General features: G+C 61.4%; 17 protein-coding genes. 9 read left to right on the forward strand and 8 right to left on the reverse strand.

Annotation, left to right across the window (positions count from 1 at the left end):
* Window positions 1–83: 83 nt before the first annotated feature.
* Entirely contained in the window at window positions 84–866 is a 783-nt protein-coding gene (locus Q0743_RS19910) for a DUF3108 domain-containing protein (protein ID WP_367184927.1), read from the reverse strand.
* A 620-nt stretch (window positions 867–1,486) separates the two neighbouring features.
* On the opposite strand from Q0743_RS19910, the gene rpmB reads away from it, so the two are divergent.
* From rpmB to Q0743_RS19935, 5 genes are all read left to right on the forward strand, one after another.
* Complete coding sequence (rpmB, locus tag Q0743_RS19915) at window positions 1,487–1,798, forward strand: 50S ribosomal protein L28 (RefSeq protein WP_298243196.1); 312 nt, start codon at window positions 1,487–1,489, stop codon at window positions 1,796–1,798.
* Between the two features lie 195 nt (window positions 1,799–1,993).
* Window positions 1,994–3,829 carry a Z1 domain-containing protein gene (locus Q0743_RS19920; RefSeq protein ID WP_298243197.1) on the forward strand — a complete coding sequence of 612 codons (1,836 nt, stop codon included), beginning with the start codon at window positions 1,994–1,996 and terminating at the stop codon, window positions 3,827–3,829.
* Window positions 3,819–4,301, forward strand: a complete 483-nt coding sequence (locus Q0743_RS19925) for a hypothetical protein (protein ID WP_298243198.1) — start codon at window positions 3,819–3,821, stop codon at window positions 4,299–4,301. The genes Q0743_RS19920 and Q0743_RS19925 overlap by 11 nt, the downstream gene beginning before the upstream one ends.
* 72 nt (window positions 4,302–4,373) lie before the next feature.
* Complete coding sequence (locus Q0743_RS19930; RefSeq protein ID WP_298243199.1) at window positions 4,374–5,612, forward strand: hypothetical protein; 1,239 nt, start codon at window positions 4,374–4,376, stop codon at window positions 5,610–5,612.
* A 48-nt stretch (window positions 5,613–5,660) separates the two neighbouring features.
* Entirely contained in the window at window positions 5,661–6,353 is a 693-nt protein-coding gene (locus Q0743_RS19935; RefSeq protein ID WP_298243200.1) for an HAD family hydrolase, read from the forward strand.
* Here Q0743_RS19935 and Q0743_RS19940 read toward each other — a convergent pair.
* The gene (locus Q0743_RS19940; protein ID WP_298243201.1) at window positions 6,346–7,062 is read right to left on the reverse strand and encodes a hypothetical protein; all 717 of its coding nucleotides are present in this window, start codon (window positions 7,060–7,062) and stop codon (window positions 6,346–6,348) included. The genes Q0743_RS19935 and Q0743_RS19940 overlap by 8 nt on opposite strands.
* A 317-nt stretch (window positions 7,063–7,379) precedes the next feature.
* On the opposite strand from Q0743_RS19940, the gene Q0743_RS19945 reads away from it, so the two are divergent.
* The 3 genes from Q0743_RS19945 to Q0743_RS19955 all read left to right on the forward strand — a co-directional run bounded on the left by Q0743_RS19945 (window position 7,380) and on the right by Q0743_RS19955 (window position 11,514).
* Window positions 7,380–8,759 (forward strand): DUF2235 domain-containing protein, encoded by a 1,380-nt coding sequence (locus Q0743_RS19945; RefSeq protein WP_298243202.1) that lies wholly within the window; start codon window positions 7,380–7,382, stop codon window positions 8,757–8,759.
* Between the two features lie 132 nt (window positions 8,760–8,891).
* Window positions 8,892–10,682, forward strand: a complete 1,791-nt coding sequence (locus tag Q0743_RS19950) for a caspase family protein (protein WP_298243203.1) — start codon at window positions 8,892–8,894, stop codon at window positions 10,680–10,682.
* Between the two features lie 580 nt (window positions 10,683–11,262).
* On the forward strand, window positions 11,263–11,514 hold the full coding sequence (locus Q0743_RS19955) for a PilZ domain-containing protein (RefSeq protein WP_298243204.1): 252 nt from the start codon (window positions 11,263–11,265) through the stop codon (window positions 11,512–11,514).
* A gap of 33 nt (window positions 11,515–11,547) precedes the next feature.
* Here Q0743_RS19955 and Q0743_RS19960 read toward each other — a convergent pair whose 3' ends face one another.
* The 6 genes from Q0743_RS19960 to cobS form a co-directional block, all read right to left on the reverse strand.
* Window positions 11,548–11,955 carry a hypothetical protein gene (locus tag Q0743_RS19960; RefSeq protein ID WP_298243205.1) on the reverse strand — a complete coding sequence of 136 codons (408 nt, stop codon included), beginning with the start codon at window positions 11,953–11,955 and terminating at the stop codon, window positions 11,548–11,550.
* 302 nt (window positions 11,956–12,257) lie between these two features.
* A complete protein-coding gene (locus Q0743_RS19965; protein ID WP_298243206.1) occupies window positions 12,258–13,370 on the reverse strand; it encodes an NADH:flavin oxidoreductase/NADH oxidase in 1,113 nt (370 codons plus the stop codon).
* Window positions 13,371–13,510: 140 nt separating this feature from the next.
* On the reverse strand, window positions 13,511–14,206 hold the full coding sequence (locus Q0743_RS19970) for a hypothetical protein (protein ID WP_298243207.1): 696 nt from the start codon (window positions 14,204–14,206) through the stop codon (window positions 13,511–13,513).
* Between the two features lie 135 nt (window positions 14,207–14,341).
* Window positions 14,342–15,436: an esterase-like activity of phytase family protein gene (locus Q0743_RS19975; protein ID WP_298243208.1), complete on the reverse strand. Its 1,095-nt coding sequence runs from the start codon at window positions 15,434–15,436 to the stop codon at window positions 14,342–14,344.
* A complete protein-coding gene (gene cobT, locus Q0743_RS19980) occupies window positions 15,433–17,334 on the reverse strand; it encodes a cobaltochelatase subunit CobT (protein WP_298243209.1) in 1,902 nt (633 codons plus the stop codon). Before cobT ends, Q0743_RS19975 begins: the two co-directional genes overlap by 4 nt.
* A 185-nt stretch (window positions 17,335–17,519) precedes the next feature.
* Complete coding sequence (cobS, locus tag Q0743_RS19985; RefSeq protein ID WP_028139017.1) at window positions 17,520–18,518, reverse strand: cobaltochelatase subunit CobS; 999 nt, start codon at window positions 18,516–18,518, stop codon at window positions 17,520–17,522.
* Between the two features lie 292 nt (window positions 18,519–18,810).
* Between cobS and Q0743_RS19990 the strand changes: the two genes are divergently transcribed.
* Window positions 18,811–19,470 (forward strand): DedA family protein, encoded by a 660-nt coding sequence (locus Q0743_RS19990; RefSeq protein ID WP_298243210.1) that lies wholly within the window; start codon window positions 18,811–18,813, stop codon window positions 19,468–19,470.
* Window positions 19,471–19,617: the final 147 nt, after the last annotated feature.

The following is a 19,617-nucleotide window of genomic DNA, read 5'->3' on the forward strand; positions in this document are numbered from 1 at the left end:
GTGGAGAGATCACCCCACCCCGCTCGCGCTGCGCGCGATCGACCCTCCCCCTCCAGGGGAGGGTTAACGGCACCACCGCCGCCCTACTGCGTCTTCGCCACGCGTGGCGGCTGAGCCGTCGTGATGAAACTGGTGGCTTCCAGCAGGGCCGGTCCCAGCGGCGTCGGCACTTTCAGCCAGAACGGGACCAGGATGCGCGTGCCCGCGATGGGGGCGAAGGCGATTTCCATGTTGCGCTGGGCGGCGAGGTATTTGATCACGGGGCGGTCGGGGATGTAGCCGGCGACCGGCACGAAATAGATCGCGCAGACCACGACCGCGCCCTTGTAGCCCTTCTCCGCCTTCACGGTCTCCATGCGCTTGAAATCGAGCTTGAGCTCGTAGCGCATGCGGCCGTCGAACACGGGCGCGGCGTTGTGGCAGGCCTCCGGCGAGACGGGATCGCCAGTGCCCGGCACCCGCAGCAGCGAGGCCGTCATGGGGTCCCAGACGCCGCGGCGATGCGCGTCGGTGACGACGATGCGGTCGGGATCGACCGGCGGCTCGGGGAGGATGGCAAAATCCTTCACATTGCCCTTGTCGAGCGTGATGCGGATTTCTTCGGTCTTCTTCGAGGTGGTGGTGGAGGCCTGGTAGCCGGTCGCGACCAGCGCGCCGTTGACGACGCGGCCCTGCGAAGCACCGGTGCCGGACCCGCCGGTGAAGGATTTCAGCAGGCCCGAGGTGCCGCCGGAGGCCGCCGCCGCGAACACGTCGTCGCCGATCTCGATGTTCCAGGCGCCCTTGCCGACGGGAATGCCGGCGAGCGAGGCCTCATATTGCGCCTCGAGCTTGCCCTGCGCCGCCGCCGGCGCCGGGCCCCACACCAATGCCAGCCCGCAAACCGCCGCCAGCCAGCCGGCCAGTCGCGGGCGGGCGAAGCGCGATGTGAGCGCGGAAAAGGGCGTTGTGGGCACGAAACAATCCAATCGGAGCACGAAAGCGGGGCGCGATGGCCGTTACTTAAGCCAAAAACCGCGACAGACAATGTGTCCAGGCGTGTCCGCCAGGGAACTCCACTGGAGTCCCAGGGAACTCCACCGGACTCTTCGGGCGCGAATACGCCCTTTATGTGTTGGTAAGGCGCGACAAACATTGCCGTTTTGGTGATCTCTCGCCTCTCCCCGCTTGCCTCTGCCCCCTCGCCCCGCTTGCGGGGAGAGGGTCGGGGTGAGGGGGACTCTCCGCAAGTGCGGTGGCAGTTGGAGGCCGTACAGTCCCACCTCCCCTGCGGAGGCTCCCCCTCACCCGGAATCCGCGCTATTCGCGCGCATTCCGGCCTCTCCCCGCACGCGGGGAGAGGCGAAAAGACCGCCCAAAACCTTGACGTCCCGCCCCTTCCCCCCTATACGTCCGCCCGCTCCCTGCAAGGACAGAGAATTCGCCCCCGTGGCGCCCAGAATGGCGGCCGCAAATCGTTGGGGGTTTTAGGATAAGGATTGAAGCCATGTCTCGCCGCTGCGAACTGACGGCCAAGGGCCCCCTCGTCGGCCACAAGGTCAGCCACTCCAACATCAAGACCAAGCGCCGCTTCCTGCCGAACCTGGTCAACGTGACCTTCCAGTCGGAAGCCCTGGAGCGCAACGTGCGCCTGCGCGTCTCGACCAACGCGGTGAAGAGCGTCGACCACAATGGCGGCCTCGATGCCTACCTGCTCAAGGCCAGCGCCGACGCCCTCTCCCCGCGCGCCCTCGAGCTCAAGCGCGCCATCCAGAAGAAGGTCGGCCCGACCACCGCGCCGGCGAAGAAGGCGAGCTAAGAATTTTTTGAATTGGGCGGGGGCTAGGTTGCGTCGCGTGGCGTAGGCTTAGCCGAGTAAGAGTTTGAGTAGCGGCCGGATCGGAAGATCCGGCCGTTTTTGTTTTGGGGGCCAATGCCCTTATACCTCTGCCTATCTTGCCCTCGATCCATTGCCCGCTATGATCGTAGAAAATGAGAATTCAACTAGGGGGCAATGGGATTGGGGCTCAACGTCGACGAATTGCGGGCTATCGCGCAGCAGCGCGATAGATATCAAACCCAGCTGTCTCGCCTAAAGGCGGCAGGCAAGCAAACGTCCTGTATTGAAGCGGCCGTTTCCAGCGCCTGCGATACCCTGAGCAGCAAGACCACATCCTTCGTCATATACGGCGAACCGCAGAGCGGCAAAACCGAGATGATGATCTGCCTCACTGCAAGGCTGCTGGACGACGGCCATCGAGTTGTCGTGCACCTTCTAAACGACAGCGTGCAGCTTCTTCAACAAAACCTAGATCGCTTCCAACGGTCGAAGCTTTCACCTGCGGCTCGCAACTTCTCTGAAGTCATCGACCCGGAGTATTCCCTTTCGACAGGTTACCACGTCATCTTTTGTAAGAAGAATGCGAGCGACCTCACGAAGCTAAACCAAAAGCTGGAGAAAATTGGCAGCAAGGTCATTATCGATGACGAAGCCGATTTCGCAACGCCCAACGCATTGATTAATAAGAGCGATGTGACCCGAATAAACGCGCTGATCAAAAAGCTGATCAGTCACGACGGGATCTACATTGGCGTCACAGCGACCCCTGCTCGCCTCGACCTGAACAACACGTTCGACAACGACAACGAGAAATGGGTCAATTTCCCGCCTCATGATGCTTATACGGGCCAAGATATTTTCTTCCCGCTAGATACGGACGTACAATTCTCACTTCATACTCTGCCGGACACTGACGACAGCCCCAAATATCTTCGCGAAGCGATCTTCAGATTTCTTGTGCGAGTCGCCGCTCTGAACTTAGGGGCAAAGTCTGACGAAAACTTCTCTATGCTGATCCACACGAGCGGAAAGAAGCTTGATCATAAGTCGGACAAGAAGCCGATCGACGACGTAATGAATGCGTTGACGGATGTTCACTCGAAGAAATTCGAGGCCTATACGCACGAAATAGATAAGATCGCCACGAAGCTGTACGGACCAGAACAATCCAGCAGCATTCTCGCCTATATCGTGAAGAACTGCGACCAAACTAGCACTGTCATTATGAACAGTGAGCGAGACAAAAACGTCGACTTCAAGTCTGCAACCTCGCCTGCAGCAATGTTCACGTTCGTGATCGGTGGGAACATCGTGTCGCGAGGCGTTACATTCGACAATCTCCTTTCGATGTTCTTCACGAGAGATTCAAAACATAAGATCCAGCAAGACACATACATTCAACGCGCTCGAATGTTCGGATCGCGAAAGAAACATCTTCCGTATTTTGAGCTGACAATTCCCCAGCAGCTTTATCTCGATTGGCAACGCTGCTTTGCTTTCCACAAACTGGCTTTAGAAGCGATCAAGACGAAGAAGGGCTCCCCTGTCTGGCTAGCTGATCAAAGAATCTCTGCCGTTTCTTCGAACAGCATTGATAAGGCCAACGTACTCCTTGATAAGGGAGAAATGACGTTCCCAATCTTTGATTACTCCACCGACCTGGAACAGATTATTGCAGGCAGCAACGACCCCATTATTGGTCTGAAGCGGTTGCAAGAAAGAATTGGCAGTGACGCCCTTCCCGACTATTTGCTTCGCTACGTACAGAGGATTCTTCCGAAGGGACCGGCCTCTATAGCGCTTCACAAGTCGAGCGATATCGAAGGAATGAAAGACGCAGACCACGAAAAGATCGAACGAAAGAAGGGTCTTTTCGGCCAAGTCAAACGCGAATTTCCCGAAGCCGTTCATCACTTCAAAATATTCCGCAACAAGAAGAACAAGGCGAGAGTGATCTATAAATTCGATGGCAACATCAGTTTCTTGAAGAACGTCAAAAATGTTGGATGAATACGAATTCTATCAAGGCGTTGTTCTGCGTCAGCTAGCTGTCGAGAACGAATACTCCATGTCCGTGTCGTTTCGGCCGTTCGTGCGTGAAGGACGAATCAACGCGTTCGTGATGAATGGTCGCGCTGGAGTCTACATAAAGCACTCATCCAAACGCATGTCTCCTTGGCGGTTCACCTTCACCATTGAGCAGGCAGCCGACCTGCTTGACCTAGAACATAAGTTCCCTGATTCTTTCATGGTGTTTGTATGCGAGGCAGATGGCCTTGTGACACTTTCCATGGCTGATCTGCATAGCATCGTTAGCTTCCAAGAGAGCGAGAACGCGTGGGTTAGCATATCGAGGTCACCTCGCACGCAATACGAGCTGGCAGGGAACCGAGGAGAACTGAAGTATAAGATCGCGAGAGGAATCGGTTTGATTCCCGAGACCCTCAAGACACGAGGACGCGAGCGCTATGCCTCGGGTTAGAAATTCTTCCCGCCGCAAAATCTCCGTCCATCTCTCTATCCCCCTAGCCCCGCCCCCAGATGGGGAAGAGTCATGAGCAAGACTTACAAGAAAACCATACAACAGGCGCTCGGGCGCGACCCGGTTCATCCATTTCCAGCCAGGATGGCCCCCGGCATCGCACTCGACATCCTGACTAACGAGCAAGATAGAATTCGAGTCCTCGATCCTATGATGGGCTCTGGAACGGTACTTGCGATGGCACGGGCAAGTGGACATTCCGCGATAGGCATCGATATCGACCCGCTTGCTGTTCTACTCGCTCGCGTTTGGACGACGTCGGTAGATATCTCTCAAGTTAGGCGGACCGCCATTCGTGCCTTAGAGCAAGCAAAAGACATCTTCCCTACGCGGAGTATCGGTAATGCCTACCCGCGAAACTCGGATATGGAGACCCGTCGCTTCGTTCGCTATTGGTTCGACGACTATGCTCGTCGCCAATTGAGTTCGCTCGCAGGAGCGATCTTTGACGTAAAAAGCGCGCCCGTAAGAGACGCATTATGGTGCGCTTTTTCACGTCTCATAATCACTAAACAGGCCGGCGCATCGTTGGCTATGGATCTGTCGCATAGCCGCCCTCATCGGGCCTTTGAGACGGCACCAATCAAACCGTTCAACAAATTTCTTGCCGCAGTCGAGCACGTTCTCAAGAACTGCATTGCTAAGGATGAACCTAATAGAGGACCAGCAACACGCCCACTCTTGGGCGATGCTCGCAACCTCCCAATAAGGGCCGGATCCATTGATCTAGTGCTGACTTCCCCACCCTACCTGAATGCGATCGACTACATGCGCTGTAGCAAGTTCTCGCTGGTTTGGATGGGATACAAGGTCGGCGAACTCAGCAACATCCGCACAGAGAGCGTGGGTACGGAATGCGGCGATCAGGCTGCTCGTGAAGACGGAAGCATTCAAGAAATCATCTCCGAGTTGCGACTAACACCGAAGCTCTCCCCCCGAAATGAAGCTGTTCTGGCTCACTATGTAGATGACATGTTACAAGCTGTGCGCGAAGCAGCGCGGGTACTTTCGCCCGGCGGGAAGGCCGTATATGTCGTTGGCGAAAATACCGTGCGGGGCACATTCATTCCGAACGCCAAGATTGTCGCTGCGGTCGCAGAGAGATCGGGGCTTAACATCGAGCGAAGGCGCGCACGGACCCTCCCGGCCAACCGACGCTACCTTCCGCCCCCTCCGGCTAGGCATCTGACGGCGGACTCCTTGGATACAAGAATGCGCCGCGAAGTGATCCTTTCGTTTTCCAAGCCGTGACCCTGCGTGCTAAAGGCAGAGTAAGATCCCTTGAGAAAATAGCGCCCAATGGACCCTTGGGTCATCTTTGATGCTGACAACACTTTATGGGCGACCGAAGCCTTATATGACGAAGCGCGTGACGCGCTCGTCGCAGCTTTAGTTGCCCACGGAATAGAGCCGATTCGTGCTGAGGAAGCTCAGCAGGCCATCGATAAAGAATTGTATGAGACATTCGGATATTCGGCCGAGCGTTTCCCAGCTTCTTTCGAACGGACCCTGATACACTTCTTGCCTAACGCGTCCAACGAAGATCGACTCCGCGTGAAAGGTTTAGCCGAACAGGTCTTCTTTCGACCCGCTAAGGCGCACCAGTTACTGGAACTCATTATAGAAAAGCTCTCCAACTCCTACCATCTTGGCATCTTAACTGCGGGCGAGCATTGGGTACAGCAACAGCGCCTTCGACATTTCGCGTACTCTCACCACTTCAACGCGGTCGAAATTGTTTCCCGAAAGGACGCGAGCGTTTTCGATCGCTTCGCCGATAGGTACAATGTCAACCGCAGCCTTTCTTGGGTCGTAGGGGACAGCTTACGGTCTGATATAATTCCTGCTCGCTTGGCAGGCTTCAACGCTATTTTGCTCTCCGTCCGGAATTGGGAACAGATCGAAATGAATTCGCTTGCGCTGCCTCAGGGCGCTCATAGGGTCCTAGACCTATCGGAAATCCTCTCGATTATTCCACTGACGATCAATTAAGCTGAGGTCGTGCAACCTGCTCTTCCATTTTCGCTCGAACCTTCACAAGATTCTCAACTAACTTAGAAGACGCGCATTCTGCTAGAATAGCATCTGAAATTTCAGAAGCTGTCCGAGAACCAAGCAATCGAGGCGGCAACGCGTCCATATAGAAGATTGCTAAAGGAACTTGGGCATTGTCGCGGATAATCACGGCAAGAAATGTCTGACGTCCGCGCCCAGCCTGCTCGGCCTCCTCCTTCGTCATGCCCCAATGCTCAATCAACTCTTCTCGTTTTGTTGGCACGGTGTCTGAGTATTCAGATCTCTGCAGGCGCCAAGCCTTACCGATCGCTCCGAAACGAATCGACTTTCTTCTACCGCGCGTGTCCGAAAGGGGCTCAAGAGGATAATACTCCAGAAGCTGATATAGCGATTCGGGCTGAAGTGTATCTGGCATGTGGATCGTAACGCGATACTGCGGTCGATCTTTCCCCGCAATCAGAGCTTGATCAACAATCGGATCAAGAGCTTTCTTGACTACTGATTCGAACTTACTCCAAATCTTCAATCGCTCCACTTCACTACCAACCACGCGATCGAAGTTAGCGTTTACCAACTCGCTGCTTACGCTCAAGACCTCCTTTGCCTTGGCTGGATCCAAGTTCAGTTTCAGCCCAGCTACATTGATTGCAGTAACTGCCCGCGGCAGAGAAGCGAAGCCTGCCACAAAAGTATTCAGCGCGTCCCGAATGGGACTCAAAAAGAGAACTACTAAAATGAGAAATGGCCAAGGAAAGAAAGAGCTCACTATTGGCGCAAGCCAACTTAGAAAGCTCGTAAGGCTTGGCCACTCGCATGCAGTCATTTCTGATTCCCTTTCTTTGACGACAAGAGGCCAGTGCCAAATCGCCGTGTCAACCGACACAAAAGTTAAGTCTCGATTTCGTTTGTTTTGGAGATTGGCTCCTTAAAGATGAGGTCGGCTGCAGTTCTCCCGCATTTCCGCTATACTCGCCCCGGTAGCATCCCCCAGAGGCACATCCCATGGATCACGCGCGCGATCCCGACCACCCCACCCCCAAAAACCTCGTCATCTGCTGTGACGGCACCGGCAACGAGATTTCGGAGAACATCTCCAACGTCCTGAAGCTGTATCGCTGCCTGCGCAAGACCGAGAAGACGCAGCCGCGGCAGATGGTGTTTTACGATCCCGGGGTCGGCACGGTGACGGAGCCGACGACGTGGCACCGGCTGAAGGCCAACGTCAATCTGGTGCTGGGGCTCGCCACCGGCTACGGGCTCGATGACAACGTGCTGTCTGCCTATGGCTTCCTGGTCGAGCATTACGCGCCCGGCGACCGCATCTATCTGTTCGGGTTTTCGCGCGGGGCCTACACGGTGCGGGTGCTGGCGGGGCTGATCCACAAGATCGGGCTGATCCGGCCGGAGCAGGCGAACCTCGCCGGCTCGGGCCTCGTCGCCTACAAGCAATATTCCGGCACCGGGCGCGGCAACGATGTCGAGGACCTCAGCGACGTCGCCTTCGACGAACAGGGGCCGCTGCCGAAGGACGCGTTCGACCTCGCCGCGCAGTTCGCGCGCATCACCTCGACGCGCTGGCCGACCATCCACTTCATCGGCGTGTGGGACACGGTGGCGAGCGTGATCGTGCCGCGGCCCGACCGGCTGTTCTGGCCGAGCCTGGAGGAGCTCGCCTTCACGCTGCGCAACCCGAGCGTCAGGATCTTCCGGCAGGCGATGGCGATCGACGAGCGGCGCTGCATGTTCCGCCTGAAGAAGTACGAACAGCCGCAGGAGTTCTGGAGCAACCGCTATGTGCCGGATGAGAAGAAGGTGCCGCAGGACATCTGGCAGGTGTGGTTCGCCGGCGTGCACAGCGACGTCGGCGGCGGCTATCCGGAGGCCGAAAGCGGCGATTCCAAATATCCGCTGATCTGGATGATCGCGGAAGCCGAGAAGGCGGGGCTGAACTTCAACCCGGCGACGGTGAAGCAGCTCGCCTGGGGCATCCAGCGCAAGAACTCGCCGTTCCAGTATGTCGCGCCGGCCTACACCGGCAAAACGGGGGTGCTGCACAATTCCATGACGTTCGCCTGGCGGCTGCTGGAGTTCATTCCGAAGCGCGCGAAGTACCGGGAGTGGCCGGAGCGGAAGGTGTTTCTCGGCTTCTACATCCCCGATTGCGAGCCGCGCCTGATCCCCGAGGGCGCCAATGTGCATGAGAGCGTGCTGAAGCGGATGGCGGTGGAGCCGGACTACCGGCCGGTGAACATGCCGAAGGATTACGTGACGGTGCCGATGCCGGTTGGGCCGGGGCACGCGGAGGCTGCGGGGGAGACGGAGGCCGCGGCCTCGCCCTCGCCCGGCGAGCCGCAGGGCGGGCGTAGCTTGACGGACGAGTAGGCATTGAATGACCCAAAGCCATACCTGACCAGCCGACGCCAGATCCTCACCCCAGGTCGCGTGACGGCGGTCACAGAGCCGTTGCAACCTTAAAGGCATGCAGATAATCTTCGAGGCGGCCTGAGGCTGGCGATGGCTCTATTTCGAAAAATCTTATTGGCTTTATGGATTGTTGGACTGGGGGCGGGATCGGCGCTTGCCGAGAAGCGCGTGGCCCTGGTCATCGGCAACTCGGCTTATGAAAAGGTTGCGCGGCTCGGCAATCCCTCCAGCGATGCGACACTCGTGGCTGAAACCTTGAAGGCTGCGGGCTTCGATCTCGTCGACCTGCGTCGCGACCTGAAAGTCGCCGACATGAGGCGGGCGCTGCGCGATTTCATCGAACAGTCCCGCGATGCCGAGGTTGCGGTCGTCTACTATGCGGGGCATGGCATCGAGGTGGATGGGGTCAACTATCTCGTTCCAATCGATGCCGCCCTCGAACGCGACACCGACATCTATGACGAAGCCTTGTCGCTCGACCGGGTGCTGGTCGCCATCGAGCCTGCGAAGAAGCTGCGGCTGGTTGTTCTCGACGCGTGCCGTGACAGCCCGTTCTCGAAGGCGATGAAGCGGACCCTCGCCTCCAGGGCGATTGGACGCGGCCTCGCAAAGGTAGAGCCATCGAGCCCCAACACCCTGATTGCCTTCGCATCAAAGGCAGGTTCGACAGCGCTGGACGGCGACGGCAAGAACAGTCCGTTCACGACGGCGATGGTTCACCACGTCACCAGGCCTGGCCTGGATCTTCGAAAAGCTTTCGGTTACGTGCGTGACGAAGTTCTGAAGTCTACCGCCAATAAGCAGGAGCCATATCTCTACGGCTCGCTTGGAGGCGATGATCTATCGCTTGTCCCCGCGGCGCCGGCCGCAACGGGACCGCAAGGCGATCCTCAGACGGCGATCCGGAGAGACTACGAGCTGGCGCTGCAACTCGGGACCCGCGATGGCTGGGATGCTTTTCTGTCCCAATATCCAGATGGTTTCTATGCCAACCTTGCAAGGGGGCACGCGAAGAAGATCGCTGCAGAAGAGGCGCGGGCAGCCGCCGCTGAAAAGGCGAGGCTTGCCGAGCAGGAGAGGGCTCGACTTGCTGCGGAAGGGGCAAGACAGTTCGAGATTAAAAAGGCAGCCGCGGCTGCAAAAGCCGCCGAAGAGGCCCGCATCGCTGCCGAGAAGGTCAAGCAAATCGAACAGGACAAGGCCGCTGCCGCCGAAAAAGCCCGTCTGGCGGCCCAGGAGAAGGTGACCCAAGAGAAGGCGGCGCAGGAGAAGGCGGCCCAGGACCAGGCGCTTCGAGAAAAGGCCCTGCGAGAAAAGACCCAGCAGGTCGCGGCTCTATCACCTTCCGTCGAGGCGGAGCCGGCCAGCGTGGATACGGTTCGCGCGCTGCAAGCCGAGTTGCGCCGTGTGGGGTGTAATGTGGGAGTCGTCGACGGCGTTTGGGACGAGCCCTCGCGGAAGGCCCTCGACCTCTTCAACAAGCACGCCGGCATGAAACTGAATGTGAGCGTCGCCACGACCGACGCGCTGGACGCCGTCAAGAGCAGGAGCGGACGAATATGCCCGCTGATCTGCGAGAACGGTTTCCGTGCAGACGGGGACCGCTGCACGAAAATCACCTGCCGCAAGGGCTACGTCCTGAACGACGAGAATGAGTGCGATAAGAAGGGAGCATCGCCTGTGGCAAAGAGCAGGCCGGAGGTGCCGCAGCGCGAAGCAAGACCCGCTTCGTCCTCCGCCGTCACGCGTGCTGATGCTGCTCTATCCAATGGCACCTACCAGAAATGCATGGGCCCGATCACGGGATGTTATGCAAGAGCCCTTCAGCAGATGGATCCGGAAAGAGCCAGGATCTGGTGCAGCCGGCGGCCGACGTGCTGAATCACCCCAAGGCAGAGAAAGAAGCGACGAGAGTATCCTGTGGTCACGCAATGTCGCTGCAGTCGTGCTTCGAACTCGCTTCAGTTCAAATCGATAGGGGCGTCCCACGGGCGAGGCGCAAGGCGCATGCTCCCAATGAGCGATGCGTTCCCTCTGAATGAATGCTTGGATGCAGTCTGACCTGACACTTGAATCAAGGGAGCCGGAAATGCCGAGGACTTTCGCAGTTGTTTCAGTTTTGATGTTTTCGCTGGTGCTTGCGGGCGAGGCGCGGTCTCAATCTCAGATGCACAGTCCAGCAGCCAAAATGAGCACTGACGGCGGACAATGTCCCACCGGAAGCTGCGCGATGGACGGATCGGCTTACGCAAAACACCGAAAGTATTGTTCGCCGGCCAATTGTCTGCAGAACCGCTCCGGCAAGAAGCAGACGCAGAGGTAGGATTTGCACGGCGCTACCGCCACTTTCCGCCTTCGCCGCTACTTTTCATTAAAATTCTCCCGCGCGCCTTAGCCGGATCGCATCATCTGTTGTCCATCATCGGCACGATCCCCGCGAGACAGCGGAGCTGGAGGAGACGTGCCAAACCATCCGCGACGATTTGCCCGCGTGAAACCTTCGGGCCTGGTGTCGCGCCAGGCCAAGATCATCACCGACCCGCGCGCGCCTGTGATCAACTGCACGCTGATCGACTATTCGCCCGGCGGGGCCTGCGTCGATCTCGGCGGACAGGTGAACATCCCCGATCGCTTCGAGCTGCTGCACGTCAACACCAGGAAGCGCTGCCGCATCGCCTGGAAGCGCGGCTCGCGCGTCGGCGTGGTGTTTTGAGTTTCCTTACCCTCCCCTGGAGGGTGAAGAGCCCTACTTCCGCATCCGCGCCTTGGCGCCGGCCACGATCTGCATGGCGACGCCGGCGAGCCAGCCGATGAAGACGAGCCAGGTCCAGCCCAGGTGCGGATCGAGCCGCAGCACGATGACGGCGACGGAGACGAAGGCGGTGAGCGTTGCGAACAGCGTGCCCGCCGCAGAGAGGAATTCGGCGGCGTCGATGTGGCTGTGCGCGTCGTCGAACGGCATCTGCGGCGTGTCGATGCCGAGATAGAAGCCGATGCCGCCGAGCAGCATCATCAGCAGCAGAAAGCCCTGCGTGGTGAGCTGCGGGATCGCCGATCCGACATAGGCGCCGATGAACAGTCCGCAGGCCGCGCCCGCCATCGCAAGACCCACGCGCTCGAAGATGTGAGCAGCTTTGCGGACAGGATATCGCATGACGGGCCTCCATTGCCTCGACTGGTGGAAGGTTAGGCCAGTTTTGCGGTGCGTGGAAGCTGAGGAGATTTACGGAGGGGTGAGTGAGGGGCGCGGATGCGATAGAGACGAAGGGCGCGCCACATTCACCGCCGTCGTCCCTGCGCACGCAGGGACCCATAACCACAGGGAGTGGTTTGGCGAACGCTCTTAGTTAAAGTTGTCAACGCACAGCGCGGATCATCGAGAGATCACGCGGTATGGGTCCCTGCGTGCGCAGGGACGACAGCGGCGGGTGGCGCCGCCATAGCCCCACATGCCCCTCACCGCGCGCCGAACGTGGTCCTGCCGAACAGCGCCTTTTGCGTGGAGGGTTGCGAGCGCCAATATTGCGGCGGGGCCTCGACTTCGCCGCCGAGCTCGGCGGCGGCGTGCCAGGCCCAGCGCGGGTCGTAGAGCATGCCGCGGGCGAGCGCGACCATGTCGGCCTTGCCGCTGCTGACGATCTCCTCGGCCTGCTTCGCCTCCGTGATCAGGCCGACCGCGATGGTGGGCAATCCCGTCTCGCGCTTGATGGCTTCCGCAAACTGCACCTGATAGCCGGGGCCGAGCGGGATCTTCTGCAGCGGCGAGACGCCGCCGGAGGAGGCATCGATCCAGTCGACGCCGCGCGCCTTCAGCGCGCTCGCGAATGCGATGGTCTGCTCGAGATCCCAGCCGCCCTCGACCCAGTCGGTCGCAGACACCCGCATGCCCACGGGCTTGTCGTGCGGGAACACCGCGCGCACGGCATCGTAGATCTCGAGCGGAAAGCGCATGCGGTTCTCGAGCGAACCGCCGTATTCGTCGGTGCGCCTGTTGGAGATCGGCGACAGGAATTGATGCATGAGATAACCATGCGCGCCGTGCAGCTCGATGGCGTCGATGCCGATCCGCTCCGCGCGCTTCGCGCTGTCGACGAAGGCATCGCGGATGCGCGTCAGGCCTGCCTTGTCCAGCGCCAGCGGCGCGGCCTCGCCCTCCTTGTGCGGCACCGCCGAGGGCGCCACCGTCTGCCAGCCGCCCTGGCTTTGGGGAATCAGCTGGCCGCCGTCCCAGGGCCGCGCGCTGGAGGCCTTGCGGCCGGCATGGGCGAGCTGCATCGCGATCGCGGTGCTGGAATGCTTGCGCACCGAGGCGAGGATCTGCTTCAGCGCAGCTTCGGCCGCGTCGCTGTAGAGCCCGAGGCAGCCGGGCGTGATGCGGCCGATCGCCTCGACATGGGTCGCCTCGATGCAGAACATCGCCGCGCCCGACAGGCTGAGATTGTTGATGTGGGTGAAGTGCCAGTCATTGGCGACGCCGTCGTCGGCCGAATATTGGCACATCGGCGACACCACGACGCGGTTCTTCAAGGTCAGGCCGCGCAGCTTGATCGGGGAAAACAGGGCGCTCATGCGGGGGAGTTCCGGCTGGATGGGGATGGAAGCAATTGCATGGAGTGTAGTGGCGGAGGCGGGAATTGCCAGTTGCGCGGGCAGCATGGCCGCCCGCGGGGCCATGCATTGGCCGCGTCATGAGAGCGCGGACCGGCCCGCTACTGCCAGAAATCGCCGCGCTTGAGCCGGCCGATGCGGGTGCGATGCTTGCGCCCGAGCGTGATGGTGGCGCGGGCGGCGAACTCGATGGTGTAGCGGCCGTCGTCGCGCTTGCTCACGCTGCCGAGATCGCCGAGCGTGGCGGCCAGCGTCTGGTCGTCCTCGACGAACAGACGGTAGTCGTTGAGATCGTAGCGGCGCGGGCCGCGCCAGGTCACCACGGGGAAATAGGTGCGCATGTCGCCGTCGGTCTTGACCACGACGGTGCGGCCCACAGCCTTGCGGAACAGGTCCGGCGTCTGGATCAGCCGGGCGCTTTTGCCTTCGATCGCGTAGACGTTCAGCGTCATGATGTGACGCTCGGTGCGGAAGGAGACCGCGACATAGCGCGAGTCCGGCGACCAGGCCGCGTAATAGGCGTCGGACGCGGTGTCGAGATTGTTCTCGTGGCTGATATTGTCGAGCACGTCGAGCCTGCGATGGCCCGGCTCCGCCATCAGATAGGCGTGGAATTTGTCATGCGCGCCCTCGCCTTCGCCATGGACGGCGATGGCCAGCCGCTTGTTCGGCGCCCACCCGCCCGCGACGATGCCGTACTCACCCTTCTCATAGCTGTGCTCGGCCGTCGCGTGCGCCCGCGGCAGCGCGGCAAGCATGAGGAGGAGTGCGGCGGCGAGGACGCGGCGAAGCGGCATGACGATGTGTCGCAGCGTGATACGGATGCGTTCAATGTTCGGTGACAGCGACCAACTCCGCTGTCAGCTCCACCCCCCGCTGTCGTCCCTGCGTGCGCAGGGACGACGGCGGAGATTGCGTTTGAGAGCTGTGGCCTACTCCGCCAGCGTGAATTGCAGCAGCAGGGTGCGCTGGAGCATCGAGAAATTGTCGTCGGAGATCAGGGTCAGCACGGTCTCGCCCTCAGCCGTGACGTGGGCGTCGATGCCTTCCATGTTGTCGATCTCGTGGCCGAGGTCGGCGGCGAACAGCGCGGGGCCGTCGACCAGCGCGCCCGGCGCGATCGACTTCAGCGGCAACGACCGGATGCGGATGTTGACGCCGGTGAACCAGGAGAATTTGCGTTCGAGGATCAGAAGCTCGCCGGAGGGCAACAGCACGGCGTCGCTGATGTCGTATTTCTCGGTGCGGCGCACGCTGAACTGGCCGGGCGTGGCGCCGCCGATCAGGAAGGCCGTGAGGTTGCCGTCTGCGTCCAGCCCACGCTCGGAGAAGGCGATCAGCGTGCCCGCCAGCGGCATGTTCTGGTCTTTGCCTTTGGACTTGTCCTGGGGCACGACGACCAGCGCTTCCAGCCCTTTGTTGGACGGCAGCTTGCGCACGCCCGCCGGCACCGGCATCACCTCGCCGCGGGCGCGGGTGCCGCCCTTGGCAAAATCATAGCGCAGGATCTGGTTGACGCGCTCGAGTCCGACATAGACGAAATTGCCGTCGCGCGCGAGCGACTCCGAATCCCACCACATGCGTTTTTCCGTGATCGGCCGGCCCTCGGCTCCCAGCAGCGGCGCGGCTTCGACGTCGTCGAGACCAACCATCTTGCCATTGGCGTAGCGGATGGTCCCGGTGAACCAGCCGCCCTGGTCGGAGACCGCGAGGAAGCGCTCGCCTTTGGCGTCGAGCCGGATGCCGGACAAGCCGCCGAAGCCGCGATAGCGCGAGGTCAGCACCAGGCCGCTGCGATATTCCAGCGAGCCGAAGCGCGTGCGGGTGCGGTCGCGCGGCTCGAAATTGGGAATGGCGCGCGCGTTGACCTCGACGCTGACGGGCTCGACGACCGCGTTCTCGACCTGAAGCGGACGTGCCGGCGGCTCGGCCGCGGCTTGCGCCAGCGCACCGCGCGAGAGGGCGAGAGTGGAAAATCCCGCCGCCGCGTGCCTGAGAAAGCTGCGGCGGGATGAGTGCTTGCTCACGAATGCAATTTGCGTCGCGGGCGACCGGCCGGCTGGGTGGGTGCGGTGTTGGTCTCGCTGAAGAGCTCGGCGAGCTTCTCGGTGATGGCGCCGCCGAGTTCCTCGGCATCCACGATCGTCACCGCGCGGCGATAGTAACGCGTCACGTCATGGCCGATGCCGATCGCGATCAGCTCGACCGGCGAGCGGGTCTCGATCTCCTCGATGATGTGGCGCAGGTGCCGCTCGAGATAATTGCCGGGATTGACCGACAGCGTGGAATCGTCGACCGGCGCGCCGTCCGAGATCATCATCAGGATCTTGCGCTGCTCGGGCCGGCCGAGCAGGCGCTTGTGCGCCCAGTCGAGCGCCTCGCCGTCGATGTTCTCCTTCAAGAGACCCTCGCGCATCATCAGGCCAAGATTCTTTCGCGCACGGCGCCAGGGGGCGTCGGCGGACTTGTAGATGATGTGGCGGAGATCGTTGAGGCGGCCGGGATTGGCCGGCTTGCCGGCGGCAAGCCACGCCTCACGCGATTGCCCGCCCTTCCAGGCGCGCGTGGTGAAGCCGAGGATCTCGACCTTGACGCCGCAACGCTCCAGCGTGCGCGCCAGAATGTCGGCGCAGGTCGCGGCGACCGTGATGGGACGTCCGCGCATCGAGCCGGAATTGTCGAGCAGCAGCGTCACCACGGTGTCGCGGAACGTCGCCTCCTTCTCGTGCATGAAGGACAGCGGATGATAGGGATCGGTGACGACGCGCGACAGGCGCGCGGGGTCCAGAATGCCCTCTTCGAGATCGAACTCCCAGGCGCGGTTCTGCTGCGCCATCAGGCGGCGCTGCAGCCGGTTGGCGAGACGGGCGACGATGCCCTGCAGATGCGCGAGCTGCTTGTCGAGATAGGCGCGCAGGCGCTCCAGCTCGTCATGGTCGCAGAGATCCTCGGCGGCGATGACCTCGTCGAACTTGGGCGCGAAGGCGTGATATTCCGGCCCGCGCGGCTCGTTCTTGCCGTGCTGGTTCGGGCGCGTCGCCTCGCCCGGCGTCTCGTCGTCGCCGAGCTCGCCGTCGTCGAACGTGTCCGACGTCGAGGCCTGCGCGCTTTCCATCGCGCTCTCGCTCATCTCCTCGCTCGAGGCCTGCGCCTGGTCGGCGCTCATCTCCTGGGCGGCATCGGAATCGGGCGAGCCTTCGGCACCGGACTGGTCGTTGTCGCCGTCCTGGTTCTCGTCGTTGTCGTCATTGTCCTCGCTGTCGGCATTGCGCTCGTCGCCGAGCTCGAGCGCCGTCAGGAGATCATGCACGGCATCGCCGAACCTGGTCTGGTCCTCGACGAGGGTGTCGAGCCGGTCGAGCCGCTTGCCGATCTTGTCTTCGAGGATGGGACGCCAGAGATCCACCATCTTCTTGGCGGCGGTCGGCGGCGCAAGGCCCGTCAGGCGCTCGCGCACCAGCATCGCCAGCGCGTCCGCGAGCGGCGCATCGGCGCGGTCGGTGATCTCGTCGAACTTGCCGCGATGGAAATGATCGTCGAGCATCGCGGTGAGATTTTTGGCAACGCCCGCCATGCGGCGCGCGCCGATCGCCTCGACGCGGGCCTGCTCGACCGCCTCGAACACGCCGCGCGCCTGCGGATTGCCGGGCATCAGCTTGCGATGCAGCTTGGCATCGTGACAGGCGATCTTGAGCGCGATGGAATCGGCGTGGCCGCGGACAATCGCCGCGTCACGCTTGGTCATCTTCCGCGCGGGCTCGGGCAGACGCGCCTTGCCGGGCGCAAGCCCGGGACGCTCGGCGGCGAAGGAGACGTCGAGCTCGGGCGATTTCGCGATCGCCTTCAGGCAGGAGGCCACCGAGCGCTTGAACGGCTCGGTCGGCGCTTCCTTGGTGCTGCGGAATTTGGAGTTGGAGGTGGTCATCTCGCTCTCACCGTCGTCCCCGCGAAAGCGGGGACCCATAGCCACAGGGAGCAGTTAGTGAGCACACTGACGGCCCAATCTTCGCAAAACCACGGCCTGTGGTTATCGCGACGAGCGCAAGCGCTCGCGCGGAGGTCCCGGATCTGCGCTTTGCTACGCTTGTCCGGGACGACACCATTTTTGCCTCAGGACAGCGCCACGTTCACCGCCGATTCCGGCAGCTCCGCGTTGAAGCAGCGCTGGTAGAATTCGGCGACCAGGGGACGCTCGAGCTCGTCGCACTTGTTGAGGAAGGTGACGCGGAAGGCGAAACCGATATCGCCGAAGATGTCGGCGTTCTCGGCCCAGGTGATCACCGTGCGCGGGCTCATCACCGTCGACAGGTCGCCGTTGGCGAAGGCGTTACGGGTGAGGTCGGCAAGGCGCACCATCTTGTTGACGATGTCGCGGCCTTCGCTGGTGCGATAGTGCTTGGCCTTGGCCAGCACGATCTCAACTTCCTCATCGTGGCTGAGATAGTTCAGCGTGGTGACGATCGACCAGCGGTCCATCTGGCCCTGGTTGATCTGCTGGGTGCCGTGATAGAGGCCCGAGGTGTCGCCGAGGCCAACCGTGTTGGCGGTCGCGAACAGGCGGAACGCCGGGTGCGGCTTGATCACCTTGTTCTGGTCGAGCAGCGTCAGGCGGCCCGAGACTTCGAGCACGCGCTGGATCACGAACATCACGTCCGGGCGGCCGGCGTCGTATTCGTCGAACACCAGCGCGACGTTGTGCTGCAGCGCCCAGGGCAGGATGCCGTCACGGAATTCGGTGACCTGCTTGCCGTCGCGGACCACGATGGAGTCCTTGCCGACGAGGTCGATACGGCTGATGTGGCTATCGAGGTTGACGCGCACGCAGGGCCAGTTCAGGCGGGCGGCGACCTGCTCGATATGAGTGGATTTGCCGGTGCCGTGATAGCCGGTCACCATCACGCGGCGGTTGCGGGCGAAGCCGGCGAGAATGGCAAGCGTAGTGGCGCGGTCGAAGCGGTAGTCGGAATCGACTTCGGGCACATGAGGATCGACTTCGGAATAAGCGGGCACTTCGAGATCGCTGTCGATCCCGAACACCTGGCGCACCGACACCTTCATGTCGGGCAGACCGGAAACTTCCTCAACTTTGGACATGGCGGCGGTCGTCATCAATCCTCCGAGGTCCCGGGCGGTCCCGAAACCGGTTATTCGCACGTTGGCTGCGGCTGGGTGCTGAAAATCAACCTATCAGAGACAAGTGGCCGGCAGAAGCCCGCCCCTCAATCAAAGTTCCGTTGTCTTTTCATTTAGATAGGCAAGGAACGCAGTTTTTGGAGGGCTGCCTTGCGAATCACGCCCAAATTCGGGCGGGTCTTGTCCGCCCCGTCCTGATGGCACTTTGGCCGCATCACGTTAGTTATGTAGGGTCCAAAGCCCAGAGCTCCAGCCCGCCAGAGACGACGTGACGTCCTTTCTCGATCCCCTCATCGCCTTCGTGTCCGCCCATCCGTGGCTGGCCTATCTGACCCTGTTCCTGGCGGCGCTGCTCGAGGCGGTCCCGGTGGTGGGATCGGTGATTCCCGGCTCGACCATCATCCTGGCACTGAGCGCCCTGGTTCCGGGCGGCGAGCTGGCGCTGCCATGGGTGCTGCTGGCGGCAGCGAGCGGCGCCGTGCTCGGCGACGGCTCGGCCTATTGGATCGGGCATCGGCAGCAGCGCGAGATCCTCGACACCTGGCCGCTGACCAATTACCCGCGCGTGGTCGCCGAGAGCGAGAGCTTCTTTCACCGCTTCGGCACCTGGGCCGTGTTCTTCGCCCGCTTCGTGCCGCCGATCCGCGCCTTCGTGCCGGTCACGGCGGGAGCGCTCGGGATGGCACCGGCGAAGTTCTATGCGGTGAACATCCCGGCGATCCTGGTCTGGGCGCCCGCGCATGTGCTGCCGGGCGTGCTGGCGGTGTCGGCACTGCACGAATATGCCGGGCTGCATCATCACGGCCATATCGGCAAGCACATCTGGATGCTGACGGTGGCGGCCGCGGCGATCGTGGGCGGTGTGGCGGTGTGGCTCCATCGGAGGCGGCAGAACGGTGGCGTCGCGGAAGCGAAGCCGCGGGGTTAGATCTTACCCTCCCTTGGAGGGGCCCTTGGAGGGGGAGGGTCGGTACGCATGAAGCGCAGCGAAATGCGTAGCGGGGTGGGGTGGGGTGACGGTCTCCCCACATCCAACAGTATCCGAGTGGAGAGATCACCCCCCCCCCCCCCCCCC

Source organism: uncultured Bradyrhizobium sp. (assembly GCF_936943645.1).
Taxonomy (GTDB): domain Bacteria; phylum Pseudomonadota; class Alphaproteobacteria; order Rhizobiales; family Xanthobacteraceae; genus Bradyrhizobium.